The sequence below is a fragment of the Trichocoleus desertorum AS-A10 genome (assembly GCF_039962155.1).
GTDB lineage: Bacteria > Cyanobacteriota > Cyanobacteriia > FACHB-46 > FACHB-46 > Trichocoleus.
In genome coordinates this window covers 444,883-469,445 of record NZ_JAMPKN010000002.1, presented here as the reverse complement: position 1 = coordinate 469,445, position 24,563 = coordinate 444,883, and the positions used below count along the sequence as shown (strand labels likewise).

25 protein-coding genes, 1 tRNA gene and 1 other annotated feature are annotated in these 24,563 nt (G+C 48.8%); of the genes, 11 read left to right on the top strand and 15 right to left on the bottom strand.

The features are described from left to right. Nucleotides 1-115: 115 nt before the first annotated feature. From NDA01_RS05890 to NDA01_RS05875, 4 genes are all read left to right on the top strand, one after another. Nucleotides 116-1,723, top strand: a complete 1,608-nt coding sequence (locus NDA01_RS05890; RefSeq protein ID WP_348227206.1) for an LA_3751/LA_3752 family putative glycosyltransferase — start codon at nt 116-118, stop codon at nt 1,721-1,723. A 25-nt stretch (nt 1,724-1,748) separates the two neighbouring features. Then, nucleotides 1,749-3,515: a glycosyltransferase family 39 protein gene (locus tag NDA01_RS05885; protein ID WP_348227205.1), complete on the top strand. Its 1,767-nt coding sequence runs from the start codon at nt 1,749-1,751 to the stop codon at nt 3,513-3,515. Between the two features lie 10 nt (nt 3,516-3,525). After that, nucleotides 3,526-4,752 carry a glycosyltransferase gene (locus NDA01_RS05880; protein WP_348227204.1) on the top strand — a complete coding sequence of 409 codons (1,227 nt, stop codon included), beginning with the start codon at nt 3,526-3,528 and terminating at the stop codon, nt 4,750-4,752. A 186-nt stretch (nt 4,753-4,938) separates the two neighbouring features. After that, on the top strand, nt 4,939-6,723 hold the full coding sequence (locus NDA01_RS05875; protein ID WP_348227203.1) for a glycosyltransferase family 39 protein: 1,785 nt from the start codon (nt 4,939-4,941) through the stop codon (nt 6,721-6,723). 10 nt (nt 6,724-6,733) lie between these two features. Here the strand turns inward: NDA01_RS05875 and NDA01_RS05870 are convergent, their stop codons facing one another. After that, nucleotides 6,734-7,345: an adenylate/guanylate cyclase domain-containing protein gene (locus NDA01_RS05870; protein ID WP_348227202.1), complete on the bottom strand. Its 612-nt coding sequence runs from the start codon at nt 7,343-7,345 to the stop codon at nt 6,734-6,736. A gap of 54 nt (nt 7,346-7,399) precedes the next feature. After that, nucleotides 7,400-7,729 (bottom strand): thioredoxin, encoded by a 330-nt coding sequence (trxA, locus tag NDA01_RS05865; RefSeq protein WP_348227201.1) that lies wholly within the window; start codon nt 7,727-7,729, stop codon nt 7,400-7,402. Between the two features lie 218 nt (nt 7,730-7,947). On the opposite strand from trxA, the gene fabG reads away from it, so the two are divergent. Continuing rightward, nucleotides 7,948-8,718 carry a 3-oxoacyl-[acyl-carrier-protein] reductase gene (gene fabG, locus NDA01_RS05860; RefSeq protein ID WP_190554373.1) on the top strand — a complete coding sequence of 257 codons (771 nt, stop codon included), beginning with the start codon at nt 7,948-7,950 and terminating at the stop codon, nt 8,716-8,718. 241 nt (nt 8,719-8,959) lie between these two features. Beyond that, entirely contained in the window at nt 8,960-9,547 is a 588-nt protein-coding gene (locus tag NDA01_RS05855; protein WP_348227200.1) for a rhomboid family intramembrane serine protease, read from the top strand. Nucleotides 9,548-9,635: 88 nt separating this feature from the next. Here the strand turns inward: NDA01_RS05855 and NDA01_RS05850 are convergent, their stop codons facing one another. Then, nucleotides 9,636-10,628 carry a YsnF/AvaK domain-containing protein gene (locus tag NDA01_RS05850; RefSeq protein ID WP_242016723.1) on the bottom strand — a complete coding sequence of 331 codons (993 nt, stop codon included), beginning with the start codon at nt 10,626-10,628 and terminating at the stop codon, nt 9,636-9,638. A 429-nt stretch (nt 10,629-11,057) separates the two neighbouring features. Between NDA01_RS05850 and NDA01_RS05845 the strand changes: the two genes are divergently transcribed. Together NDA01_RS05845 and NDA01_RS05840 are read left to right on the top strand one after the other, a co-directional pair. Beyond that, the gene (locus NDA01_RS05845; protein WP_348227199.1) at nt 11,058-11,381 is read left to right on the top strand and encodes a hypothetical protein; all 324 of its coding nucleotides are present in this window, start codon (nt 11,058-11,060) and stop codon (nt 11,379-11,381) included. Between the two features lie 21 nt (nt 11,382-11,402). Next, the gene (locus tag NDA01_RS05840) at nt 11,403-11,942 is read left to right on the top strand and encodes a GIY-YIG nuclease family protein (protein ID WP_348227198.1); all 540 of its coding nucleotides are present in this window, start codon (nt 11,403-11,405) and stop codon (nt 11,940-11,942) included. A gap of 125 nt (nt 11,943-12,067) precedes the next feature. Here NDA01_RS05840 and rplL read toward each other — a convergent pair whose 3' ends face one another. The 11 genes from rplL to NDA01_RS05785 form a co-directional block, all read right to left on the bottom strand. After that, nucleotides 12,068-12,457, bottom strand: a complete 390-nt coding sequence (rplL, locus tag NDA01_RS05835) for a 50S ribosomal protein L7/L12 (protein ID WP_190431207.1) — start codon at nt 12,455-12,457, stop codon at nt 12,068-12,070. A gap of 95 nt (nt 12,458-12,552) precedes the next feature. Continuing rightward, nucleotides 12,553-13,089, bottom strand: a complete 537-nt coding sequence (rplJ, locus tag NDA01_RS05830; protein WP_348227197.1) for a 50S ribosomal protein L10 — start codon at nt 13,087-13,089, stop codon at nt 12,553-12,555. 69 nt (nt 13,090-13,158) lie between these two features. Further along, nucleotides 13,159-13,311 (bottom strand) — a sequence feature (ribosomal protein L10 leader region). Between the two features lie 64 nt (nt 13,312-13,375). Then, nucleotides 13,376-14,092, bottom strand: coding sequence for a 50S ribosomal protein L1 (gene rplA / locus NDA01_RS05825; RefSeq protein WP_190431209.1), 717 nt, complete (start codon nt 14,090-14,092; stop codon nt 13,376-13,378). Between the two features lie 68 nt (nt 14,093-14,160). Beyond that, complete coding sequence (rplK, locus tag NDA01_RS05820) at nt 14,161-14,586, bottom strand: 50S ribosomal protein L11 (protein WP_190431210.1); 426 nt, start codon at nt 14,584-14,586, stop codon at nt 14,161-14,163. A 7-nt stretch (nt 14,587-14,593) separates the two neighbouring features. Beyond that, nucleotides 14,594-15,238, bottom strand: a complete 645-nt coding sequence (gene nusG, locus NDA01_RS05815; protein WP_190431211.1) for a transcription termination/antitermination protein NusG — start codon at nt 15,236-15,238, stop codon at nt 14,594-14,596. Beyond that, the gene (gene secE, locus NDA01_RS05810) at nt 15,238-15,459 is read right to left on the bottom strand and encodes a preprotein translocase subunit SecE (protein WP_190431212.1); all 222 of its coding nucleotides are present in this window, start codon (nt 15,457-15,459) and stop codon (nt 15,238-15,240) included. The genes nusG and secE overlap by 1 nt, the downstream gene beginning before the upstream one ends. 235 nt (nt 15,460-15,694) lie before the next feature. Beyond that, nucleotides 15,695-15,767: transfer RNA gene (locus NDA01_RS05805), tRNA-Trp, on the bottom strand. Between the two features lie 92 nt (nt 15,768-15,859). Continuing rightward, entirely contained in the window at nt 15,860-16,222 is a 363-nt protein-coding gene (gene rplS / locus NDA01_RS05800; protein WP_190431213.1) for a 50S ribosomal protein L19, read from the bottom strand. A gap of 83 nt (nt 16,223-16,305) precedes the next feature. Then, the gene (locus tag NDA01_RS05795; RefSeq protein WP_348227196.1) at nt 16,306-17,163 is read right to left on the bottom strand and encodes a metal ABC transporter permease; all 858 of its coding nucleotides are present in this window, start codon (nt 17,161-17,163) and stop codon (nt 16,306-16,308) included. A 27-nt stretch (nt 17,164-17,190) separates the two neighbouring features. Further along, complete coding sequence (locus NDA01_RS05790) at nt 17,191-18,027, bottom strand: metal ABC transporter ATP-binding protein (RefSeq protein ID WP_190431215.1); 837 nt, start codon at nt 18,025-18,027, stop codon at nt 17,191-17,193. A gap of 21 nt (nt 18,028-18,048) precedes the next feature. Continuing rightward, a complete protein-coding gene (locus NDA01_RS05785) occupies nt 18,049-19,119 on the bottom strand; it encodes a metal ABC transporter substrate-binding protein (protein ID WP_348227195.1) in 1,071 nt (356 codons plus the stop codon). 420 nt (nt 19,120-19,539) lie between these two features. Between NDA01_RS05785 and NDA01_RS05780 the strand changes: the two genes are divergently transcribed. After that, nucleotides 19,540-22,374 (top strand): M16 family metallopeptidase, encoded by a 2,835-nt coding sequence (locus tag NDA01_RS05780; protein WP_431193327.1) that lies wholly within the window; start codon nt 19,540-19,542, stop codon nt 22,372-22,374. Nucleotides 22,375-22,465: 91 nt separating this feature from the next. Continuing rightward, on the top strand, nt 22,466-23,290 hold the full coding sequence (gene map, locus NDA01_RS05775) for a type I methionyl aminopeptidase (protein ID WP_290227394.1): 825 nt from the start codon (nt 22,466-22,468) through the stop codon (nt 23,288-23,290). A 101-nt stretch (nt 23,291-23,391) separates the two neighbouring features. On the opposite strand, the gene NDA01_RS05770 is transcribed toward map, so the two are convergent. Continuing rightward, nucleotides 23,392-23,823: an S-layer homology domain-containing protein gene (locus NDA01_RS05770; protein ID WP_348227194.1), complete on the bottom strand. Its 432-nt coding sequence runs from the start codon at nt 23,821-23,823 to the stop codon at nt 23,392-23,394. 235 nt (nt 23,824-24,058) lie between these two features. Between NDA01_RS05770 and NDA01_RS05765 the strand changes: the two genes are divergently transcribed. Next, nucleotides 24,059-24,541: a hypothetical protein gene (locus NDA01_RS05765; protein ID WP_348227193.1), complete on the top strand. Its 483-nt coding sequence runs from the start codon at nt 24,059-24,061 to the stop codon at nt 24,539-24,541. Nucleotides 24,542-24,563: the final 22 nt, after the last annotated feature.

Genomic DNA, 24,563 nt, shown 5'->3' with positions numbered 1-24,563 from the left:
ATGTCTACCAGCGATAGATACCCCAGTGTGATCAGCTCTATTTCGCAAAACATGAGTTTTCTGATTTACCAGCAAACCGAACCCTAACGCTAAGGCCCCCTTAGGTAAGGCAACCATGAAAATCCTGCGCTTTAATCTCCCACTCACCATCATTTTTATCGGTATTTTATTTTCTTTATGCCTGCAAGCTCTGGTACCCAACGATGTCTTTTACAGCGGGGATGGTGGACTCAAAGCTTTATTGGCACAGCAGTTTAGCGCTGGAAAGCTCCACTTTGATCTCCGCTTACCAGCAAATAATTGGATACAGAATCTTTGGGATGGTGGGCTGTATCCTTTTCGGCCTCCTTTTGTCTACAACGTAGAAAGCCGTTACTTTATTACATTTCCTTTCACATTTCCTCTGATTACTGCGCCTTTTCACGCTTTGTTTGGGTTTAGAGGTCTTTATGTCATTCCTCTGCTGGCCACCTGGGCTTTATGGTTGAGCTTTTATTCAGCTTGTCGGCGATTGAAACTGGGTAGAACAATTACGGCGATCGCTCTAGTGCTTCTGATTTTTGCTGCACCACTTTCTTTATATAGCGGCATGTACTGGGAACATACTTTAGCAGTTGCCTTAGCCTTTCAAGGTTTGGCTATAGCATTAGTTCCACCTGAAGGTCTCTCTACTAGAGATGCAGTTGTTAGCGGTAGTCTAATTGGTTTATCTGTATGGTTTCGGCCTGAGTTTTTGTGTTTGGTTGGCATCATATTTTTTTGGTTATGTGCAACTCAGATCAAAGCGCTACAAGATTTCAAAATCATCTCAGACAAAGCTGCTGCTTTTGCCGTAAGCATGCTTTTAACGACGGCATTGTTTTTCAGCCTTAACTTGCTTATCTACCAACATCCTTTAGGAATCCATTCGGTTCAAATTGTCGAAGAGTTCTCGCTAAAAGAACGGCTAACAGAGGCATTCAGTAATTTCAAACAACTACTATTTAGCCTGTCCTATTACTTCCCAATTGTTTTCTTTTCATTAATCTACGTCTGCTTAGCCTTAGTCAGCGGTAAATTAAAACTGACTGGCAAAATGCAGGTAATTTTGCTAATTAGCACTTTGTTTGTCTTGGCAGTGCCTCTGATCGTGCCCGCAGGCGCAGGTGGCAAACAATGGGGGCCGCGTTTTTTATTAATCACGGTGCCACTCGTTTCTTTACTAGCAGCAATGCAGCTCAAGCTACTTTTACAAACTTATCAACGCAACCTACAGTTGGCATTATTAGGATTATTTGCTGTATTTTTGACCACTGGCCTGTATATCAACAGTTATTTGGGAGCCGTTGATTTAGCTCGGAATTACCAAGTAATTTTGCCTGCGGTAAAGGGGCTGCGATCGCAACCTGATCCAATGATTGCTATGTCTCATGAGTATGTCGCTCAAGCCCTAGCTCCATCTTTACCCGATAAAACATTTTTCTTGACTGAGGACAGCCAAGCAGTGAAGCATCTGGGTGGAACGCTGTTAACTCAGGGATATAAAAAGTTTTTGTATGTTTGCTACCCCCATCGCGACTGCAATACTCCTCAAACTAGCCCGGATAATTTAAAGTTTTCGCAAGCAAATCAGCGATTTACGCTACAGTTCTCGGATTTGGGTAAGTTGGGTAAGTATCCCATCTATGAAGTGTCGATCATGCAGAGTTCTAGCGACGCAGACGCTCCATCTAACCAAGTTTGAAATGAGGCATAGATAGCCCAAGCTTATGTATAAGCACTTTAAAGTTCTTGGATTTAAGTTTGTTGTTTCCCTAGAAACTCTGCTGATCCTGGCGATCGCGATTGGTGTTTTGCTCCGCTTGATTAACTTAGGTAGCCGCGAGTTTTGGTACGACGAAGTCTTGTCACTGCTTTTGTCGACTGGGCAAAAAACTGCTTATCGTGGACCCAAGGATTTACCTGTTGTCTTAGCCCAATACACTCCTTTACTGGACTTACCACCAGAAGCTACAGTCAAGGATGTTGTGAAAACAGTGGTCAACCTCCTGAAAGGTCTTGCAGGCGGAGAGCCCCATCCCCCCCTCTTTTTCCTGGCTCAACATGTATGGCTCCGCCTCTTTGGTGACAGCGTAGTAGCAGTGCGGAGCTTGGGGGCTTTACTCAGCGTGGGAGCAATCGCCAGTTCCTATGGTTTAGGACGAGTGCTGTTAGGCCATCGTGGTGGCTTGCTCCTGGCGGCACTCCTAGCGACTAATCCTTTTTATCTCTTTCACTCCCTTAACGTGCGGATGTATGGTCCGCTAGTGCTCTGGTCCGTGTTAAGTGCCTGGGCTCTGCTAGAAATCATTGGTTTCAAGCAGCAGAAAGCCAACGATGTTCAACAAAAAGGCCAAAAGACCCAAGAAATTCTTTGGAGCCTCATCTTCATTGGTTCTGTAACGGCTGGACTGATGACGTTTTACCTTTTTGCCTACTGGGTAGTAGCTCTGGCGGTCGTGGTGCTCTATTTAGACTGGCGGCGATGGTGGCATCATGGGCTGCGCTTTGGATCGAGTGTGTTGTTGACCGTTCCTTGGGTGCTGTGGGGAACTAGACAGCAACTGCGGAATGCAGACTTAGGGCGCTTTGATGCTCCAGCGGGCTTTTTAGGAGCTGCGATCGCCCATTTAGGAGATGTTGTTAATACCCTAGGCACGCATCTGCTCTTGGGAGACTGGGTGACTAGCCTGCCACAAACCATCATCACAACTGCGGGTGTAGCCGTAATCGGGCTGCTGTTAGTCGCGGTGCCCAGGCTCTGGAAGCAGAGTGAAAGGCGAACCTTAGGAGTCGCTCTAATTTTAGGAATTTTCCCCTTACTGCTAGCCCTGGGTTTGGACGTTGTCACAGGTAAGTTTACTTTGGGGTTTGGTTGGGGAAGGAGTATGATTGTCATCCTGCCCGGATGTTTACTGTTGCTCGCAGTGGGCTTGGAACAGGCATCTGTGAGCTGGCGTCAATCGGTAGCTGCAGCTGTTTTGCTGTTGTATATCGGCATTAATGTTGGCGACTTTACCCTCAGACCGCGCTCGATGTTTCATGAGTTATCAGAGATCATCACCGCTACATCCCAGGCAGGGGCTAGCAATCCGACATCTACTTTAATTGTGATGAACTCTCAGGCCTGGGGACATGTAATGCGTTTAGCATACTACATTCCTCCTGAAGCACCTGTGACGCTATTAGCGAGAGAGAGCAGTGATTTAGCACCATCCCTAGAAAAGGTTCTGGAGGGACAAAGTATTTCAGAAAAAAGCTGTAAGGAATTCTCAGCATCTAACTGTTTGGCTTCAACTCCAACTGCATACGATCGCGTGCTCTGGTTAGAGAGTGCGAAACCCGTGTGGTCTCCTAGCACCACCGAAGCTGAAAAACAGCAAGTGCAACAGCTGCTGGATCAGCACTACAACCCAGTCCAAACTCAGCGTTTAACTGGCACGATGCTTTTGGATGATTTGACTGTCCGTCTTTATACCCGTTCTCCTGCAACCTGAGGCTTCTTAGATGAGTACTGACCCATCCCGTCCCCTTTTAGCTCCACCTTCTGGCTCCTTAACAATTAGTGAACCCAAGGTTGATCCTGTCCTCCAACTGGATGCTCCTGAAGCATCTCCTTCTTCTAGCGTTTATTTATCCCTGGTGATCCCCACTTTCAATGAAAGTGAGAACATTGAAGCCATGATTGAGCTGCTGAGCAAGCTTCTGGATCAGGCGCTTCCAGGTAACTACGAATTGATTGTGGTGGATGACGATAGCCCAGACTATACCTGGAAAATTGCGCAGGAGATGGTGAGTCAATATCCGCAACTCCGAGTCATGCGACGGCAGCAGGAACGGGGACTCTCCACTGCTGTGATTCGAGGCTGGCAAGTTGCTAGAGGAGAAGTGCTTGGGGTCATCGATGGCGATCTCCAGCATCCTCCAGAAGTTTTGTTGCAGTTGGTCGCCGAGACGCAGCAGGGGGCAGATTTGGCCACAGCGAGCCGCCATGTCGAAGGAGGTGGCGTGAGTAGCTGGAGCGTGGTGCGGCGGTTTCTATCGCGTGGCGCTCAATTAATTGGCTTGATCATTTTACCGGGGGTGATTGGTCGAGTTTCAGACCCAATGAGCGGCTACTTCTTAGTGCGGCGTAGCGCGATCGCCGGAAAAACGCTGAGTCCTGTAGGCTACAAAATTTTGATTGAAGTGTTGGGCCGAGGCAACATTGGCCGAGTTGCCGAAGTCGGTTATGTGTTCCAGGAACGCCAAAGCGGTGAGAGTAAGGTGACTTGGAAGCAGTATGTCGAATATCTTCGTCATCTAGTTCGTTTACGTTTAGCCTTGTCGCCGTTTGGGCGATTTATCCGCTTTGGCTTTGTGGGGCTAACAGGCTTATTTATAGATATGTCGGTGTTCTATCTGCTGTTTGATGGGCTACAGTGGGGGTTGACTAGAAGCAACACCATCTCCGTAGAGCTGGCGATTATTAATAACTTTCTCTGGAATGATGCCTGGACTTTTGGTGACATTTCCAAGCGCCAACAAGGGTGGCGACAAAGAGCTAAACGGTTGTTGAAGTTTAATGTGATTTGCTTGATGGGCCTGATTCTTAATAACCTCATTGTCAACTTTTTGTTCAATATTTTGCATGTGAACCCATATGTTGCCAAGCCGATCGCGATCGCAGTAGTGCTGTTCTGGAACTTCTGGATCAACCTGAAATTGAGCTGGCGAGTCACCGAAGTTAAATAGAAGTTAAATAAGACATAGGCAGCGGCAGCAAAAGCGTTTTGCAAACAGGCGCTCAACCTAAATTTGTGAGAGACTGATCGACTTGAAGGAGAGCACGCAGACGAGTTGCTGAAATTGGGTGTGGCAATTCATAATCTGGGTGACTGACCTTTGATTCTGGAAAGCGCTTGCTTTGGGTGCTGGCACTTGAAAACTTTGCTTCACAGCCACTGGCTGCATCTCCTACTGCTGTTGTTTTGGTTAGTGATTGGCCTAGGGCTGCGTTTCCTCTGCCTTGACTTGAAATCAGTCTGGACTGATGAATTTGCCACTTTGGTCTTTAGCTTAGGGCACAGTTTTCGGACGATTCCTCTAAATCAGGCGATCGCCCTAGACACGCTCCTGCAACCTCTACAGCTAGAACCACAAACAGGAGTTGCTGCGGTACTGGAGCATTTGATGCAGGAGAGTACCCATCCTCCGCTCTATTTTGTGCTGGCTCATTGGTGGCTGCAATGGTTTCCGTCCCAGGAAGGCTTGGTCTCTATTTGGGCGGCGCGATCGCTACCTGCTATCTTGGGAGCGCTCTCTATCCCCGCAATGTTTGGCTTAGGCTGGTTAGCGTTTGAGTCTCGCTTAGTTGGGCACTTGGCAGCCGCTGTTATGGCTGTTTCTCCTTATGGCATCTATCTGGCTCAAGAAGCGCGTCACTATACGCTGGCTGTGTTGTGGGTAATCGCTTCACTAAATTGCTTGGTTGCCGCTGTGCGATCGCTACGGGCGCATAAACCTTTACCCGTCCTAATTGGACTGGGTTGGGTTGCAGTCAATGCTCTAGGGATGGCAACCCATTACTTCTTTGTTCTAACTTTGTTAGCCGAGGCTCTGGTATTACTAGGGTTTTGGCTTTTGGCTGCTTGGGCAAGCCTCTTCAAGAAGCATGAGCAGACGTCTCAGTGGCCAGCGTTCAAACTTTGGGGGCGAATTTATGCGGTGGCCGCTGGCACCATAGCTGGCATTGTAGCTTGGCTGCCCGCTTGGCAAGGGGTTTATGGCAACCAGCTGACTGATTGGATCTATAGCGGCAGTCGGGCTGGACTTGGTTGGTTCGATCCACTGCTACAGGCTTTGGTGGGATGGATCACCATGTTGGTCTTTTTACCCGTTCAAGCACCGAATCCCGTGGCCGTGATTGTTTCTGGCCTGGGTATGCTGCTCTTTTTGGTCTGGTCAGTGCCCTTAATTTGGCGAGGGTTAAAGCAGCAAGGGCAGCAGTTCCAGAGCCGATTAGCGCTGCAAGTATTGGGTGGCTTTGTTCTGAGTGCGATCGCCCTGTTTTTTGCGATCGCTTACGGTTTAGAAACCGAGATTAATAGTGCCTTTCGTTTCAACTTTGTTTTTTTTCCTGCCGTCATTGCCTTGTTGGGAGCAAGCCTCGCCGCTGTTTGGTCTGGGTCTGTCGGGTCTCAACCGAGGGCATCTACAGCAAGAATAGTGGGTGGTTTCTTGAAATGGTGGCAACCCAACGGTAAAACGGTGGTGCTCGTTATTTGGCTGGTTGGTCTGCTTAGTGGCTTAACCGTTTCGACAGGATGGGGTTATCAAAAAACGCATCGGCCTGATGTAGTGGTGCAGCATCTCCAGCAGGCAGCTCAATCTCCTACCTTGATTGCGATCGCCCATGCGACTCACGGACAAACAGGCAGGCTGATGGGTCTGGCTTGGGAACTAAAACACCAACAGACCACAGGGGCATTAGCCAATCCGCTCTTTTTGCTGGCCCATCAAGATCAGAATCCATTATCCAGTGCGATCGCACTTCAGCAAACTTTAAGCCAATTGCCTCGACCGCTGGATCTATGGTTGCTTAACTTCCCTAATCCAGACGAGACACCGAGTTTGGCTTCCCTACTGTCGGCAGAGCGCTGTGTGGCCGACCCACAGCACAAACATCGCACTGAAGGCTACCGATATCGTTTGTATCGTTGTTAGAGAATTGGGATCACTTGGTGAACTGCACCTGATAGGCCATTAGCTCTAACCCAGACACAGAAAGATTGATCGCTTCACAAGTCCAAGTGCTGGATTGCAACTGCTGAAACGCCGACTCCGTGAGTAAAATCTCATTAGTTCGGGCCAGGTCTTCCCCTAGCTTAGAAGCTAAGTTCATTTCGTTGCCGTACAGATCTGCTCCTGCTACCAGCAACACTTCCCCGTAGCCAATGCCAATGCTAGCGTACAAATCCATTGCATCTGGTAGGCCAGAATTGACAGCCGCTAGGCTTTTTAGGATATCCACCGCCGCGCTCACCGCAGCATCAACATTCGGAAAAATCGCAAATAAGTTATCAGCTTCTTGTTTGATTACAGTCCCTCGGTCCTGTTCGACTAGAGGCTTTGCGATCGCGCCCAAGCGATGGATCATGGCTAGGAAGTGCGTAATGCCATACCGAATTGTGAGTCGAGAAAAGCCCGACATATCCAGCACCAAAATTGCGTGAGTTTCGGCAAAAATGGTGTGAATTTGAGCATCAATTTCAGATGCCTTTTCGGGATGCTCGTTGCGAACTTGAAGCAGGCGGTGCAATTCAGCTTTGGTGTTTTGAGGGTGCATAGAGTCAGGAGAGATATGGCGATCGCGACTACTTTAGCAACCCTCGCATCCTGCCTAAGACTTTCCGGAAACTAATGGCTGTAAACGTTGCACAATTTGTTTCGCCTGCATCACCCCTTCCATGCGATCGATCGGCTGCCCACCCTTAAATAAGACCAGTGTGGGCAGTGCATGAATTTGGTATTGCGAAGCTAATTCAGGGTAGGTTTCGGTGTTGATTTTTACGACGCGCAGTTGCTCCTTCATTTGAGCATTCACTTGCTCTAGAATCGGACCCATGACCTGGCAGGGACCACACCAAGGCGCATAGAAATCTACGAGTGTGGGTAACTCAGAACCAGATAACAATTCTTGAAAATTACTGAACTGTTTTTTGGTAGCCATAATACACAACCCAGTTGCTGATCATTGCTTTGATCCTAGTGCAAATCTTTTGTGGCTCATCTGTCCTCGGTTAAGGGGTATCTCAGCTAAGGGGTGGTGGTACACGGGTAATGAATCATTACCAAATTTAGGACTACTCGTTAAGGAACGGAGTGGGGACGTAAATGGCCTAAGATGATTGAGCAATTGGCCACTGAGTTTGAAAAGAGGAATTAAGTATGGAGGCGTTGCAAGAGACTGCATCGAAACGATTGCCAGGACAAGTCGCGATCGTCACTGGAGCATCTAGAGGCATTGGTCGCTCTATTGCGTTGGCGCTTGCGGCTGAAGGAGCCAATGTTGTAGTTAACTACGCCAGTTCCAGTACTGCGGCGGACCAAGTTGTGGCTGATATTACTGCAATGGGCAGTAACGCGATTGCGCTACAAGCCGATGTCTCCAAAGCGGATCAGGTCGATGCCTTGTTCAGCGCTGTGATGGAAAAGTGGGGCCGCATTGATGTTCTGGTTAACAATGCTGGAATTACACGCGATACCTTACTGTTGCGGATGAAGCCAGAAGACTGGCAATCTGTAATCGATCTCAACCTGACTGGTGTGTTTCTCTGCACTAGAGCGGCCAGCAAAATTATGCTGAAGCAACGCTCTGGCCGCATTGTCAATATCACGTCTGTGGCAGGACAAATGGGCAATCCGGGCCAAGCAAACTACAGTGCGGCTAAAGCTGGGGTGATTGGTTTTACCAAGACTGTCGCCAAGGAATTAGCGAGTCGAGGGGTAACGGTTAATGCTGTGGCTCCCGGTTTCATTGCCACCGATATGACCAGTGGCTTGAACAACACAGACGAAATTTTGAAGTTTATCCCCCTAGGCCGCTACGGACAGCCAGAAGAAGTCGCTGGCTTGGTGAAGTTTCTAGCCGCTGACCCTGCCGCCGCCTACATCACCGGACAAGTGATGAATGTCGATGGTGGCATGGTAATGGCTTAAGGGCCTCGGGAAACTGTAGGGCAATCTCTTGTGGTTGCCCTACACTATTGGCTATTGGCCCACTATTAGCTCAAAGCGACTTATCAACACCTGCACCTCCATCCAGGTAATATCGCAGTTACTTGATAAATCCTGAAGCGGACTCTAGAAAAAATTAGTCTCAGCAAGCTAGAACTGTAGAACAAGACCATGATGGTTTAAGGCGCAAATTTCCCAATTGGGACACTGCTGAGGCAAAGCAATGAGGAATGACGACAGAAAGGCGATCGCCCGCGAACTCAGAAACCATACTCTGATTCTGGGCGGCTTTATTATCTGTATTTGGTTGCTAGAAATTGTTGATTCGTTTGTTTTAGGCAATGCACTTAACGTCTTTGGCATTCGCCCTCGAAGTATTAGTGGCCTGCGTGGCATCCTATTTGCACCGTTTCTACATGGCGGCTTAGGACATTTAATGGCCAATACCATCCCTTTTCTAGTGTTGGGATGGTTCGTGATGCTCCGAGAAGTCAGCGACTTCTTCATCGTCAGTCTGATTACAATTCTGGCGAGCGGCTTAGGCGTGTGGTTATTTGGCTCCCCTAACTCAATTCATATTGGGGCTAGTGGTTTAATTTTTGGCTACTTTGGCTTTTTATTATTACGGGGCTACTTTGAAAAAAGTGCGGTAGGGATCGCCTTTTCACTTCTAGTGGGCACTCTCTACGGCAGCTTGATCTGGGGAGTTTTGCCCGTGAGTAATGGCATTTCGTGGGAGGGCCATTTATTTGGTTTCCTCGGCGGAGTCTTAGCAGCTCGTCTTCTAGCGCAACGCAAAAAACCTATCTAATAAAAAGGGTGAGCCAGGTATTAGACTCACCCTTTTTACTATTAGCTAAACTGTTCTAGCTGCAACGCAGCCTTCACTAGGCGCTGAGTTAGATGCGAGGATTGGAGCGATCGATAATTCCACGACCTTGGTCGTCAATATCGAGTTCTTCGCGGCGAATTTGCTCTTCCGCCTGCACTGTATCACGCTCTACTTCTTTGCGGATCTTGACTTCTTCCCGCAGCACTGCTTCCTTATGGATGTCAGCTTGCTCCTCGTAGATCTCGACTCGGGCCACTTCTCCTTCGCGGAAATCAGCTTCTCCAGCAGGAACAGCAGTTCCTGCATTTGTGGGAGTCGTACGCTCTACAACGATCCGCTCTTTCTCAACTGGAACTTGAACTCGGGTAGTTTCGGTTTCTACACGCTTGCCCACATTAACTTCCCCAGTTTTGACGCGGGTCTTGTCAGCAATCAGTCTTTCTTCGTACAGATTCACTTGCTGAGTATTTTGGGCAGACAGATTCCGGTCAGTTAGATTGCTGCCCGAAATGTCGCGATCGCCACTGTCAGAGCCTTTCACTTTACTTTCAACTTTGTCCCACGCATCACGAGCAGCATGCTTGGCTTTATCCCAACCTAATCCTGCATTACCCTGACGGGTTTCATAGTGGTTCCGTAAGTCTGGCTCAATCTCGTCAAACTTTCTCCCGGTGTTGGCATGCAGACCATATCCCTCATACCCAGTCTGGTAGGCTGGCTTATAATCGTCATACGTGTGGCCTGGTTCCACATAAGGCCGAGAGTTGTAATTGTTGCGCCAGTAGTCGTCTTCTACAGTAGGGTCAACGGATTCAGCTGCACTCTTACCAACTAAACCCCCAGCGACTGCTCCAACTGCACTACCGATAACTGCACCTACTGGGCCGCCAATCACACCGCCCACAACTGCACCTACTGTCCCAATTCCAGCGGCACCAATGCCAGTTCCTACCGGGTGAGCACCAGGTTGACCAGAGAGCGGGTCACGATTTGCATCGGGCTCATGGGTGTCGTTTTTTTGATTCAAATCATGGTTTTTATTTTTGTCTAAATCAGCCATATTTTTCCTCCTGTTTTCTTATGGTTGGCAAACAACAGACCTAAATTCTGTTTTACTGCCACCTTCCCAGCCTAGGCGCTGGTTTTAGCAGGGCTTTATACCTCAAGTAAGACTTAGGGGATTTTGATAAATTTTTATGGCTTAAGTCAGATCTAAAGCCACTCGATGTAACCCGATCGAGCCGGAAAATCTCCAGCTATAGGTACTTTTCAATAGAGTTATTTAAAAAGGAAATAGATAAAGAAACTTTACGATTCTGAATCTTGAGACTTTGGATAGCTTTGACGACAGCAATATCAGAATTTCATAGCCTCAAGTAAATTTACAACTTAGGCTTTTTATCCCTGAAGTAGCCTCAATTCTGTAGAGTGATAAGAGGCGATCGCAGGCTTATTCTGTAGTTAAACGTTTATTAATTCTTTGTTAATCATGGGTCTAAAAGTTCTTGAACATTTCGATGGCAGCTTTGAGCTAGAGCCAGCTGCTCAAGAGAGTTTATTTAACCTATTGCAAAATGAAGCTTTTTTGCAGCAAGTTTCGCAACAGTCGCAGTGCCAGCAAGTAGAATTCACGAAATTATTATTTCAACCTGTGCCTTATAGCACTTCAACCCCCAAAGGAATGCCCCATGAATTTGAAAAATATCATGGAGCTAAGGACTATGTGATTGTGAATGTGCCTCCTAATTTTATGTTTAACGCTAAAATTTTTCGGCCTAGCCGCTTGTGTGCGGTTTATCACAAACTTGGATAAAACTATCTCTTTGAGCAGAGTATGACTTCCACAACTAATATCCCTGTTCTCGCCGACCTAGAATATATTGCCTACATCGATGATGCGGGTCAAGTGAATGATCAGTACCAAGGTAAAGTAGGCGTCTACGGCATTTTTGACCAAGCGAAAATCCTACAGTTTATTGGTTATTCTCGCGATATTTATCTCAGTCTTCAGCAACATTTAGTACGTCGTCCGCAATCGTGTTACTGGTTCAAAGTTCAGACGAGCGATCGCCCCAATCGTACCGTTCTAGAAGCCATCCGAGATGCCTGGATTGCAGAAAATGGTACTACGCCTCTTGGCAACGCTGAGGAGCAGAATCTCTGGAATCAGCCAATTGATGCCAAGCTAACTATGACCGAGGAAGAACAGATTGATTACCGTGAAGCTGACGAAATAACTCAAGTAAAGCTACTCAAGCGTGTAGCTAGACGAGTGGAAGAACAAGTCTTAGCAGAATTACAAGCCAGAGGTGTGCAAATGCAAATTCGCTTTAACCCTAAATTAAAAGAAACAGGTTTGTTAGATCTCAAGTAGTTAGATCCGAATTTTCAAGAAAGCTAGTGTAGCGATCGCCCCTCATCAGGAAAATCCCAAAAAAAGGAGCCTAGTTTATTTAGGCTCCTTTTTAATTGAGACAAATCAAATAGCAGTCATACTGCTTACTTGATGCTTGCCTTAGCACCAGCTTCTTCGAGTTGCTTCTTCACATCTTCAGCATCAGCCTTAGCCACGTTTTCTTTAACGGGCTTAGGTGCAGCTTCAACGAGGTCTTTCGCTTCTTTCAAGCCTAAGCCTGTCAGAGAGCGGACCACTTTCAGAACCGCAATCTTCTTGTCAGCAGGAACTTCTTCAAGACTGACAGTGAACTCGGTTTGCTCTTCTACTTCTTCCGCAGCAGCAGCGCCGGGGCCAGCCATCATCATCATGCCACCAGCGGGAGCAGCAGCGCTAACACCGAAAGCTTCCTCGATTTGCTTCACCAAGTCAGCTGCTTCTAACAAGGTCAGAGACTTTAGTTGTTCCAGAATTTGGTCAGTTGTAGCAGACATGAGTTAACTCCTAGAAATTTTTTGCGTAAACCGTTGGGCTAGGAAAGTTAGAACTTGGTAAACATCCAAAATCTAAAATCCAGAAACAAAAAGCATTAAGCAGCTTGTTGGTCGTCTTTCTCAGACACAGCCTTGATGGCACGAGCCAGAGAGCCAGGAACTTCGTTGATACCGACAGCCAGCTTGGTAGCGACACCATTGATTGCCCCAGCAATCTGAGCAATAAGCTGTTCTTTAGACGGTAAGTCACCGATCGCTTTGACATCATCAGCACTGAGGACACGACCTTCCATTACACCGCCGCGAAGCTCAGTCTTCTTCGTGGCTTTTTGGAAATCTTGGTAGGCCTTGATGGCACCGCCAATGTCTTCCTTCACTAGCAAGAAGGCAGAAGACTGAGATGCAAGTTCAGTCATCGGTTGCCAGGTTTCATCCCCGTCAACCGCAATCCGCATCAGCGTATTCTTCGTTACTGTGCATGTCGCGCCTTTTGGACGTAAACGTCGCCGTAGATCCGTGATCTCAGCAACACTCAGGCCCTTATAGTCGATCACGAACGCAAGTTGGGCCTCGCTCAACTGTTGTTTGAGTTCCGCCACGATTGCCTTCTTATCTTCTAGCGTTCTACCCATACTTGATATCACCTCCTTAAAAAAACGCAGAATGCCAAACTTTAACCCGTCCCCTTATCAAGACAAACGTAAGCCAGAAAAAAACCCGGACGTTGAGCCGGGTTAAACACTACAGTGGTTGGTCTTCAAAAACTAGACTGACCAATTACTAGTAGAGTTAAAACCTCGGCAGGAGATTAAGCATTTTGCGCCTGCTGTCTCTGGCTTTGTTTATTCAATTGGGAACTTCTGGGTAAAACTTGTTGCTCCTCCACTCTGGAGAATTTGTTTTGATGCAAGACTAACCTTAAGCTACGTCAGTCAGCTTCAAGTCTCGGAGAGCATTGATGTCTACTTCGATTGAAGGCCCCATCGTTGCAGAAACAAAAACCGATCGCCAGTAACGACCCTTGGCACCAGAAGGACGGTTGCGGTCAATCGTCTCTTGGAGGGCTTTTAGGTTAGTCAGCAAATCTTCGGTTGAAAAGTCAGACTTACCAAAGAGAACGTGGACAATTCCCGTCCGGTCAGCTCTGAATTCCAGTTTCCCAGCTTTAAATTCTCCGATGGCCTGACCTAAATCAAAGGTAACTGTACCACCTTTAGGAGAAGGCATCAAACCCCGAGGACCAAGCAAGCGACCTAATTTAGCCACTTGAGGCATCATGTCAGGCGTTGCAATCAAGACATCAAAGTCCATCATGCCCTTTTGAATCTCGTCAATTAACTCTTCCGAGCCAGCGATATTAGCGCCAGAGTTGTTGGCTTCAGCTACCTTTTCACCACGGGCAATGACCGCAACCCGAACCGCTTGTCCAGTGCCTTTGGGTAAAGCCACAGTGGTTCTCAGTTGCTGATCAGTGTATTTGGGATCAATCCCAAGACGAATGTGTGCTTCTGCTGATTCTGTAAACTTCGCAGTTGCTGTCTCTTTCAAGAGGTTGAGCGCTTCTAACGGCTCATACGCTCTTTCTTCTACTTTTTTGTTCAGCTCTTGGAGCCGACGCGATACCTTTCTTACCATTTTCTTCTCCTGGGGTGTTTAACGAAGCGCTGCTTCTCCCCCCTAATTAATTGTTTAATACTCGATTTCTAGTCGCCGACCGTAATACCCATGTTACGTGCAGTGCCTTCAACAATTCTCATGGCAGCATCAACATCGTTAGCATTTAAGTCGGGCAGCTTTGTTTGAGCAATCTCTCGCAATTGAGAGCGGGTGATCGAACCAACTTTTTTAGTATTGGGTTGACCAGAACCCCGGTCTACACCTGCGGCTTTGCGAATAAGCACAGAAGCAGGAGGAGTTTTGAGGATGAAGGTGAAACTGCGATCCTCGTAAACAGAGATTTCTACAGGAACTACTAGGCCTGCCTGATCCGCAGTTCTAGCGTTGTATTCCTTACAGAACATCATGATGTTGACACCATGCTGACCGAGCGCAGGGCCGATCGGGGGTGCAGGGTTCGCCTTGCCTGCGTTAATGGCCAACTTAATGACCGTAACTACTTTCTTTGCCATTTATCTTCTAGCTCTGTTTTTGAACCTGATTAAACTCCAGTTCGACAGGAGTGTCCCGCCCAAAGATGGAAAGCAATGCTTTAAGCTTGCTCCGCTCTGGACTCACTTCAATCACTTCCCCTTCAAAGTCTTTGAAAGGACCTGAGAGCACCAGAATTTTATCTCCAGTTGCCATGTCAATCTTGATGACTGGCTTTTGCTCTTGCGCGCGCTTGAAAATACGTTCCACTTCTGCCGCACCCAGTGGCATGGGCTTCACGTGGCCTCGTCCGCGTCCATAGCGACGCTTTTGTTCAGCGCCGACAAAGTTAATCACATTCGGGGTGTTCTTGACAACCTGCCAAGTTTCATCGTCCATGACCATGCGAATTAACACATAGCCAGGGAAGACTTTTTCTTCCGAATTTTGCCGACTGCCATCTTTCCGAATCTTGACAGCAGGAGTTTGAGGAATTTCGACCTGGACAATTCGCTCGGCGACATCCATCGTTTGGACTCGCTGTTCCAGGTTGGTTTTTACCCGCTTTTCACAACCGGAAGCGACTTGAACGGCATACCAATGAGAAGCATTCGGATCAAATGACTCTTCATTGGTTTCCATGTTCGCTTCTGGTGCGATGGAATTGTATGATTCATCCGATGCAGAAGTCATCAAAACACCTTTCCTGCGACCCAGTCGAAGAAGTTGTCCACCAAGTAGATGAGGGTTGCAGATAGGGTCACCATCAGCAGTACTGCTAAGGATTCACTGACGAGCTGTTGACGACTTGGCCAAACAACCTTATCTAGCTCTTCTTTGGATTCTTTGAAGAAACCAACTGCATCAAATCCTGAACTTTTCTCTTGTGTTTCTACTTCGTCTTTTTTGGCCACAATTGCCTAATCCCCTATCAGTGCAGCTATGAGCGGTTTCCCGCTTAAAGTTGGGCAACCCTGCTCAAGAAATCTGCAAGCAAGTATGCACTGTTGCTTCGCCCAAAGTAGGAACTCAATTACAATGCTCGGTGGATCGCCCAAACAACAATTCTACCCGAAAGCAGGTGGTTTTAGCCCCCGTTCACCCGTTAAGGAGTGACTTCCGAGTAGAACCGTCATGGTAATCATCCAGCGCGCCCTGGAGGACTCGAACCCCCGACATCAGGTTTTGGAGACCTGCGTTCTACCAACTGAACTAAGAGCGCCCAAGTTGAGCTCAGGCTCAACGCTCAGCTTTTGCATTGTAATTCTAAAGCTGCGTTGCGTCAACCTTAGAGCGGTGGCGGCTGAGCTTGATTTAGAGGGCGCGATCGAAGCGCTGTTTAATGCGAGTTGCCTTACCAACGCGACCGCGTAAGTAGTATAGCTTAGCGCGGCGCACCTTGCCTCGACGAATCACCTTGATACTATCAATGCGAGGAGAGTTTACTAGAAACACTCGCTCTACACCCACGCCTTGGAAGACGCGACGCACCGTGATCGTTTCGTTAATGCCACCATTGCGCTTAGCAATGACTACACCTTCATAGGGCTGAGTCCGCTCTTTTCCTCCCTCTTGAATGATGACGCCCACCTTAACGGTGTCGCCCACATAAATGTCAGGGAGATTCGTCTTTAACTGCTCCGCTTCTATTGAGCGGATAACTTCCTGCGCGTTCATAGGTTTTCAAAAAACTCACAGTCTCCAATAGTAACTCGAAGAAGGGCTTTCGGTCTAGTTTTTTGTTTTTAGAATTGCTTTGCTTACTGCAATTTTTCCGTATGCAGCGGTGAGGGCAAATAACGTTTTTGGCGCTGCTGGTAGCGGGTCCACGCCAGAACGAGACTAAAAACCAGGGTGGAAAGCAAGACGACGCTGGCTCCGGAGGCGATGTCAAAGTAATAGCTAATATAGATGCCCACAAAGGCGATCGCGGCTCCTAATCCGCCGGAGAGCAGCATCATGGTGCCAAAGCGATTGCTTAAGAGGCGAGCGATCGAAGCAGGAATCACGACGGCTGAAATGATTAAAGTTACTCCCAACACTTGTAAAGTCGCCACTAGTAACGTTGCCATCATCAGGGCAAACAGCGTATCCATTGCAAAAACTGGGACGCCATGCACCTTCGCTACTTCCCGGTCAAAGCACCAAAATAGCAGGGGTCGGTAGAAGATGAAAACTAGACTGAGCAAGAGCACCGTCACGGCTGTTACGACCCAGAGGTCTGTAGGCGTAATGCCCAGTACATTACCGAAAAGAGCAGCTTCGAAGCTCTGAGTGAAGCTGCGATAGGTGCTGATAACGGCAACGCCCAAGGCAAAGCTAGCGGTGGTGACGATACCGATCGCGGCATCAGAGTAGATTTTGCGGCCCGTGAGGTATTGAATCAGCAGGGCAGTGCCAAACCCCCAGATTCCGGAGCCGATGTAGAAGTTGAAGCCTAGAACATAAGTAATTACAGCACCTCCCAAAATGGCGTGAGATAAACCGTGGGCGATGTAACTCATGCGTCGGGTGGTGATATAGACTCCCATGACACCGCACAACAGCCCTGCCATCATCCCGACCCACATGGCTCGACCAAAGAACTCGTATTGAAAAGGTTTGAGCAGGAACTCCATAGTCAGTCCAGACGTTGGGGCAAGAAATTAGACAGATTTGGAAGGTAGAGATTTGTAGAGGGCGGGGGGCAGATTGGCTTGCATTTCGTGCAGCAAGGAGGTGGCTCCACTGGCAACCAAAATCCGATCATTTTGCCGAAATACCACCATTTCACCTCGGAAGGTTCTCCCCAAGCTTTCGGGCGTGAAAACGTCTTTGGGTGGGCCTTGGCAGATCAGGCCGTGGTTGAAGCAGATCACCCAAGGCAGGTGCGTGGCAACCGAATTGAGGTCGTGGGTAGAAATCAAGATGGCTAAGCCCTGTTGTCCCAACTCGGCTAACAAGTGTAGTAGCTCGTGTTGCACATGCAAGTCGGAACTGCTGGTTGGCTCATCGAGTAAAACGATTTCGGGATCGCCCACGAGCGCTCGCGCTAGAAACACTCGTTGCTGCTGTCCGCCAGATAGTTCACCGATGGGTTGACGCGCTACATGCTCAATGCCAACTCGGCTGAGTAGTTCTCTGGCCTTGGCGCGATCGCAAGCAGAGGGCCAAGGCCAAATCTTTTGTTGTCGATAACGCCCCATCATCACCACTTCTTCTGCGGTGACAGGGAAACCCCAATCTACTGTCTCTACCTGAGGAACATAGCCTACCTTGATGGGGGAAGTTCCTGGTTTTAAGCGGCGTCCCCGATACCAAACTTCTCCTGACCAAGGACGCAGCAATCCCACAATCGTCTTGAGTAAAGTACTTTTACCACTGCCTGAAGGCCCCACTAACCCTGAAAACTGGCCTGGGTACAAAGTGAAACTGACATCTGTAAAAATGGTTTGGCTTTGATAGCCACAGGCAAGATGTTTTACTTCCAGCAAAGGTTGCATGCTTTCTACCTTATGGCTTGCTTATGGCTTGGCTTTAGCGGTGGCGGTTGGTCCGACAATGTTGGCCGTTTCTAGGCTATCTACCAGGCTCGGATCACCGCCTAAGTTCTTCGCTAGGATACGGAGGTTTTCGACCATCATGCCGATATAGGTGTGTTTAGGATTGGTATTTTCCATCGCATTGGCCGAGCCTTCACCGGGTAGGTCATCATCACTGGTATTGTCGGTTTTGACATTGGCTTCGCGGGCAATCTGCTCTTCCACTTTGCTAGGAAATACTTCCGACCCAAAGATAGCAGGGACTTGGGTAGCTCGAATTTGATCGATCAACTTAGCGACATCCTGAGCGGAAGGTTCGTTGAAGTCGGAGGGTTGAATGGCACCGATTATGTAAACTCCATATTCACGGGCCCAGTACGCCCAAGAATCGTGATAGGTCAAGAGTTTGCGATTTTCGGGCGGAATGCTGGCGACCACTTTTCGGGTGACTTGGTCGAGCTGGTCTAAGCGTTGTAGATAGCTTTTCAGGTTGGCGGCGTAGTAGTCAGCTCCAGCGGGATCTAGAGCGGTGAGTTGCTCAGCAGCTTGCTGAGCATATGCCGCTGCATATTTGGGGTTGACCCAGAGGTGCGGATTGGGCTTACCGCCTGCTTTAGGGAAGCTGGCATCAAAGATCCACTGGTCTTGTGCGATGGTGTTGGTACCCACTTCGTAGATTTTCGTCTCTTTGGGCTTAGCAGCCTCAGCCAACTCTAAGGTAGGGACTTCTAGCTGTAAACCATTCGCAATAACTAAATCAGCTTGCTTGATCAACTCACCATCGGAGGGACGAGGTTCAAAGGTATGAGAGTTGGTTCCTTCTGGAACAATGCCTCTGACATCAGCGCGATCGCCCGCAATATTGCTGACGATGTTCGTCAAAGGAGCCACCGTGGTGATCACAATTGGCTTATCTTGAGACTGGCGATCGCTCGACTGGCTAGATTGAGCAGAGGAGTTGGCAGGGGCTGAACTAGGAGAAGTTGCAGTCTGATTTGGGTTGCAGCCTAGCAGTAGCAAACTCAGCAGTGGCAGAACGACAAAGGGCTTCATCCTGACTTTCCTTCACGGGGGGCATAGAGAATTAGAGCTTTAGCTTGCTTAAACAAGCAATGCCCCGCTGGGGCATCTGAGCGCTAATTTTTCGCTTTTTAAGAATAAATTTGCTTTTGTTTTGCCTAAAATCTCTCTAAAGAAAGACTTTAGGTGAAGAGCTCCAAGCAATGTTATTTTTTCGTGTCAAGTTAGTCACAATGGCCTGACTTCCCCTTGGTTTGAGTTATGAGGAAAAGCGCAGCGATGGGGAAAAGCGCAGCGATGGGGAAAAGCGATCGCAATTGCCTGATTAAACGGCCTCAGGCTGAGTATAGGAGAAGTGAACTAGAGTAGATGTCAGGCTCACGCAGCCCTACCTAGCTGAATTTTCAGTTAAGGCGATTCGTAATTAGTGCAATTATTGCATCGTGATTTCTCATGTCATTGTCAGCTTTTGTGCGTCGCGCTACCGGGCCTGCTTTACTCGCCCTTTGCTTAACCACTGTTTTATTGATTTCAAGTGAAACTGCCGCTACCTTGGTACTTCCCAGCGTTTCTGCCACTCCTAATGCTAAGACTAAGCCTGATATGAAGTCGTCTTCTAGTGTCATGCCTGCTGCTTCCTTGACTCAAGGGGTAAGAAAAACTGTCCTAGATAACGGTTTAACGGTTTTAACTAAAGAACTGCACACCGCTCCTGTTGTCAGCGTGCAAGTGTGGTATCGGGTTGGTTCGCGGGATGAACAAGCAGGTCTCAATGGGATTTCCCATCTGCTGGAGCACCTCATGTTCAAAGGAACTAACAATCGCCCGATTCAGTTTGGGCGTTTGTTTAGCGCGCTCGGCAGTCAGTCTAATGCTTTTACTTCTTACGACCAAACGGCCTATTTTGGCACTGTAGAGCGAGACAAGCTGCAAGCGCTGCTAGTTCTAGAAGCAGACCGAATGAAGAATGCGCTGATTAATCCTGAACAGCTCAGGAGTGAAAAGCGGGTAGTAGTTTCGGAGTTGCAAGGCTATGAGAATGAACCAGGTTATCGCTTAGAGCGCGCGGTACGCAGAGCAGCATTTCCCCAAGAGGCTTATGGTTTGACAATTGGCGGCACTAAAGCGGATGTGGAGAGCTTTACGGTTGAGCAAGTGCGAGACTACTACCGCAAATACTACAGTCCCGGCAATGCCACACTCGTGATTGTGGGAGATTTTGAGACTGAACCCACCTTGCAAGCTGTTAAATCAGCGTTTGGACAAATTCCGAATCAGGAGAGGCTGGGGACCGCAAAACCCGTACCAGCGATCGCCCCAACTACGCCAAAACCTGCCGCTACTCAAGCACCGATTATGCTGCGAGAGCCTGGAAGTGCATCCCTCCTGCAAGCAATTTATCCATTGCCTAATTTGAGCCACCCGGATGTGCCTGCGCTTCAGGTTATGGATTACATTTTGACCGGAGGCCGTAGCTCTCGTCTGTACCAAGCTTTGGTGGAGTCCGGTTTAGCCAGTGAAGCGGGTGGCTATGCTGCTAACTTACTCAGCTCTGGCTGGTATAGCTTGTCTGTGACCGCAGCCCCTGGCAAAAAGCTGAACCAAATTGATCGAGTTTTGCAGCGATCGCTCGCCAATCTCCAAGATAAGCCCGTGAGCAAGGCAGAACTCCAACGAGCTAAAAACCAATTACGCGCTTCCCGGCTGCTGCAAAACCGTGATGTCACGAGTCAAGCCATGCAGCTAGCCGATGACCAAAGCGTCGCGGGAGACTACCGTTATAGCGATCGCTTGTTGGCTGCGATCGCCCAAGTCAGAGCAGCGGATGTACAGCGCGTTGCCAAAAGTTATTTCCAGCCTGCTAGCCGTACCGTTGGCTTCTTTGAACCGACTCAACTCCAAGCAGACGCCGGAGGGACTGGAGCGGGGACGACCCAAACGACCGAAAATCTTGGTGCGGGCAAACCCGTTGATCCGGCGGAACTAGGGCGATATCTACCCCCCTTAGAGACAACGACCTCCCGGAACAGCCAAGCCTTGCCAGAAGCAATTACGCTGAAAAATGGCTTACGCATCCTCTTGCTACCAGACACCAGCACGCCAACGGTTACGCTGAGTGGTCATATTGCCGCTGGCACCGAGTACGACTCCAATGAGAAAGCAGGACTGGCCGACTTGACTGCTGAAAACGTGATGAACGGCACCAAAACCAAAGATGCCTTGACGTTGGCTGAAACGCTGGAAGATCGAGGAGCTGACTTAGCCTTTGATACCAATCGCGAAGGGGTGACGATTGATGGCGATGGCCTAGCAACCGATCTACCTTTGCTGGTGCAAACTTTGGCTGATGTCGTACAAAACGCTTCCTTCCCTGCCGATGAGGTGGAGTTAAGTCGGCAGCGAGCTTTTAGCGACTTGCAAGAGCAATTAGATGATCCCCGCTCTCTGGGTCGTCGCCAATTTCAGCAAGCCATTTATCCAGCCAATCATCCCTTCCACAGCTTCCCTACCCCTGAAAGCCTGAAGCAAATTACCCGTGACGATGTAGTGCAGTTTTATCGCACGCATTATCGACCGGACAAAACTGTTTTGGCTTTAGTTGGGAACTTTGACCCTGCACAGGTGCGATCGCTCCTGAAGCAACAACTAGGAACTTGGCAAGCGGCTGGACAAGCTCCGAAACTCAATTTCCCAACCGTAGCTGCTCCCGAAAAATCGACTTATTTAGCGGCTCCTTTGCCCGGAAAAACCCAATCAGTCACTTACTTGGGCTACCAAGGGATCGATCGCCAAGATCCCCGCTATTACGCAGCTTTAGTGCTAAATGAGATTTTGGGAGGTAGTACGCTTTCTAGCCGACTCGGAACCGAAATTCGCGATCGCCAAGGACTCACCTACGGCATTTATAGCTATTTCCAGGCTGGCACCTCGGCAGGACCATTCTTGATCTCAATGCAAACTGCACCCGAAGACTCGCAGCAGGCGATCGATAGCACGTTGGCTTTGCTGAAGCAGATGCGTGAGCAGGGAGTCAGTGCCTCTGAAGTCGCGATCGCGAAGCAATCTTTAGCCAGTGGCTATCCGGTGGAACTGGCTGACCCTGAGATTCTCTCTGAGCAAATTCTGCTGAATGAGGTTTATGGCCTCAAGCGGGAAGAGTTGCAGCAGTTTAGCAACAAGATTCAAGCCGTAAGCGTTGAACAAGTGAACCAAGCCATCCAAGAATTGCTCCAACCGGATCGCTTAGTGGTAGTGACCGCAGGTGCACCAGCCGCAGCCGCCCGCTAAAGAATTAGGACAGTGATCGCTCTGCTGTCCTAGAGCAAATTGGGTTAACTTAGATCTAAAGATCAGCTCCTATCAGTACTCCTCGATCTCCATGAACATCCTCAGCAATTTGATTCCTCAAGCGTCTCAGCCACCCCGTGTTAAGCAACGTCGGGGAATCGAGATTAAGTCTCCGCGCGAAATTGAGATTATGCGGGAGTCAGCCAAAATTGTCGCGACCGTGTTGAAAGAAATCTCCCAAATTATTCAACCGGGGATGACAACTGCTGACTTGGATGCTCATGCAGAAAAGCGGATTCGCGAAATGGGAGCTACACCGAGCTTTAAGGGCTATCATGGCTTCCCTGCCTCCATTTGCTCCAGCATCAACAACGAAGTGGTGCATGGGATTCCCAACGCCAAAAAGGTGATTCGCACTGGAGATGTGGTCAAGATTGACACCGGAGCTTACTTCCAAGGCTTTCATGGCGACTCTTGCATCACCATCGGTGTGGGAGAAGTGACCCCGGACGCAGCTAAGTTAATCCGAGTGGCTGAAGAAGCCCTTTACAAAGGCATTGAGCAAGTTAAAGCGGGCAAGTACCTACTGGACTTGGCGGGTGCGGTGCAAGACCACGTTGAGGCGAATGGTTTCGTGATCGTAGAAGACTACACCGGGCATGGTGTGGGTCGTAACCTACACGAAGAGCCTTCTGTGTTTAACTTCCGCACTCGCCAAATGCCCAACGTGAAGCTGCGGGCAGGTATGACCCTAGCCATCGAGCCGATTCTGAATGCTGGCTCCAAAGTCACCCGCACCTTGCAAGACCGCTGGACGGTGGTGACAGTAGATAACTCCCTCTCAGCTCAATTTGAGCACACCGTTTTGGTGACCGAAGAGGGCTACGAAATCCTCACCGATCGCACCAAAGTCTAAAACTTCAGACGAATCTTTAGACGAACCAATAGAAAAGCGATCGCTTGCCACTAGGGTTCTGGAGGGCGATCGCTCCTTTATGGCTCTATAACCTGATGAGTCTATAGCTTGGGGCCGTGTCTCAGTGGTTGACGAGGCCGAGTCATGGTTTTGGTAGAAATGCCATCAACGCGGCTCGATAAATCTTTGACCTGAGTATTTAGCTCCCGCTGCCGTTCAATCAATGCTCTAAAGTCGGCCTTGGTCGCTAAGTTAGCGCGGTTTGTTGGAATCTGCTGCTCGATATTATTCAGGCAAGCATTTAAGCCAGCCGCAAATTCGTAACGAGTCACCGGGCGATCACCGCGAAAGGTGCCATCCGGGTAGCCAGAAATGCAGCCAGATTGAGGGGGTGGATTGCTGTTAGGAGTATTTGTAGGCTCAGTTTGAGCCAGTGTTTGGCTGGGCAAGGAGGCGATCGCTGTTACTCCAAGGGCGATCGCTATTCCCAAAGAAGACCTGATTGCCTGACCAACAAACGCAACTCTAGACATCGCTGCTGCTCCTTCCCACTAATTCCACCTTATCTGATCAGAATTTGATTGGAGGCCGAGAGTTCCCATCATCTTGTCGTGGTCGGAAACCACTGACCCTAGTCCCGCATTTATACTGGCCATTTCCTTTGTGCTTTGTGCTTAAGTGCTGAAGATACGTAGATGCCGCAAGGCCGTCTTTGCGCCTCAGCATTTCCATAAGTCAGTCGTACTTTAGTTCCTGTCAGAATTGATCATGTTAAATACTTTTGCCCAGCACCTCAATCTTGCTACTACTGATGTTGAAGTTTTGCTAGCCTGCAACTTGTCCGAGTTGTTGGCAAACCCCGCAGTTCAACAAAAGCTAGCTAGCCTGAATGTTGAGCTACTACGGCAAACCTTACCCACTGCAGGTCAAGTCTTAGCAGAGAACCTGCCCCCGTTCTATATCTGGTTGAAAACAGAGCTAGATGTGAAGCGGGTGCCAGATAGCCCTGACCATGCCACTCGCTGGGTTGTCAACTTCCTCAACAACCAAGAAAGCTTAACCCGCTTAGTCGAACTGCACCAACCCGTGCCCCGTCCCGCCATGGAACGCTCCATCCCACGGTTAGTTAGCTTATTTGATGATGTAGAAGACACCAGCATTCGCCAAGAATGGCAAACCGCGATCGCCGCCCTATGCTTAGTATTAGCAGTCGGAGCCCGCGAAGCAGACAAAACCGCCGTTGCCTCTTAAGCTTCAACTCCTTGCACTGCCC

Excerpts from the sequence above, each read along its gene's own strand:
- nusG (WP_190431211.1), bottom strand. The coding sequence starts at position 15,238 with ATGACTTCTGCATCGGATGAATCATACAATTCCATCGCACCAGAAGCG.
- rplK (WP_190431210.1), bottom strand. The coding sequence starts at position 14,586 with ATGGCAAAGAAAGTAGTTACGGTCATTAAGTTGGCCATTAACGCAGGC.
- NDA01_RS05845 (WP_348227199.1), top strand. The coding sequence starts at position 11,058 with ATGGGTCTAAAAGTTCTTGAACATTTCGATGGCAGCTTTGAGCTAGAG.
- NDA01_RS05840 (WP_348227198.1), top strand. The coding sequence starts at position 11,403 with ATGACTTCCACAACTAATATCCCTGTTCTCGCCGACCTAGAATATATT.
- NDA01_RS05850 (WP_242016723.1), bottom strand. The coding sequence starts at position 10,628 with ATGGCTGATTTAGACAAAAATAAAAACCATGATTTGAATCAAAAAAAC.
- NDA01_RS05880 (WP_348227204.1), top strand. The coding sequence starts at position 3,526 with ATGAGTACTGACCCATCCCGTCCCCTTTTAGCTCCACCTTCTGGCTCC.
- rplL (WP_190431207.1), bottom strand. The coding sequence starts at position 12,457 with ATGTCTGCTACAACTGACCAAATTCTGGAACAACTAAAGTCTCTGACC.
- NDA01_RS05785 (WP_348227195.1), bottom strand. The coding sequence starts at position 19,119 with ATGAAGCCCTTTGTCGTTCTGCCACTGCTGAGTTTGCTACTGCTAGGC.
- NDA01_RS05870 (WP_348227202.1), bottom strand. The coding sequence starts at position 7,345 with ATGCACCCTCAAAACACCAAAGCTGAATTGCACCGCCTGCTTCAAGTT.
- map (WP_290227394.1), top strand. The coding sequence starts at position 22,466 with ATGAACATCCTCAGCAATTTGATTCCTCAAGCGTCTCAGCCACCCCGT.
- fabG (WP_190554373.1), top strand. The coding sequence starts at position 7,948 with ATGGAGGCGTTGCAAGAGACTGCATCGAAACGATTGCCAGGACAAGTC.
- NDA01_RS05770 (WP_348227194.1), bottom strand. The coding sequence starts at position 23,823 with ATGTCTAGAGTTGCGTTTGTTGGTCAGGCAATCAGGTCTTCTTTGGGA.
- rplA (WP_190431209.1), bottom strand. The coding sequence starts at position 14,092 with ATGGTAAGAAAGGTATCGCGTCGGCTCCAAGAGCTGAACAAAAAAGTA.
- NDA01_RS05780 (WP_431193327.1), top strand. The coding sequence starts at position 19,540 with ATGTCATTGTCAGCTTTTGTGCGTCGCGCTACCGGGCCTGCTTTACTC.
- rplJ (WP_348227197.1), bottom strand. The coding sequence starts at position 13,089 with ATGGGTAGAACGCTAGAAGATAAGAAGGCAATCGTGGCGGAACTCAAA.
- NDA01_RS05765 (WP_348227193.1), top strand. The coding sequence starts at position 24,059 with ATGTTAAATACTTTTGCCCAGCACCTCAATCTTGCTACTACTGATGTT.
- NDA01_RS05890 (WP_348227206.1), top strand. The coding sequence starts at position 116 with ATGAAAATCCTGCGCTTTAATCTCCCACTCACCATCATTTTTATCGGT.
- NDA01_RS05855 (WP_348227200.1), top strand. The coding sequence starts at position 8,960 with ATGAGGAATGACGACAGAAAGGCGATCGCCCGCGAACTCAGAAACCAT.
- NDA01_RS05790 (WP_190431215.1), bottom strand. The coding sequence starts at position 18,027 with ATGCAACCTTTGCTGGAAGTAAAACATCTTGCCTGTGGCTATCAAAGC.
- NDA01_RS05885 (WP_348227205.1), top strand. The coding sequence starts at position 1,749 with ATGTATAAGCACTTTAAAGTTCTTGGATTTAAGTTTGTTGTTTCCCTA.
- trxA (WP_348227201.1), bottom strand. The coding sequence starts at position 7,729 with ATGGCTACCAAAAAACAGTTCAGTAATTTTCAAGAATTGTTATCTGGT.
- rplS (WP_190431213.1), bottom strand. The coding sequence starts at position 16,222 with ATGAACGCGCAGGAAGTTATCCGCTCAATAGAAGCGGAGCAGTTAAAG.
- NDA01_RS05795 (WP_348227196.1), bottom strand. The coding sequence starts at position 17,163 with ATGGAGTTCCTGCTCAAACCTTTTCAATACGAGTTCTTTGGTCGAGCC.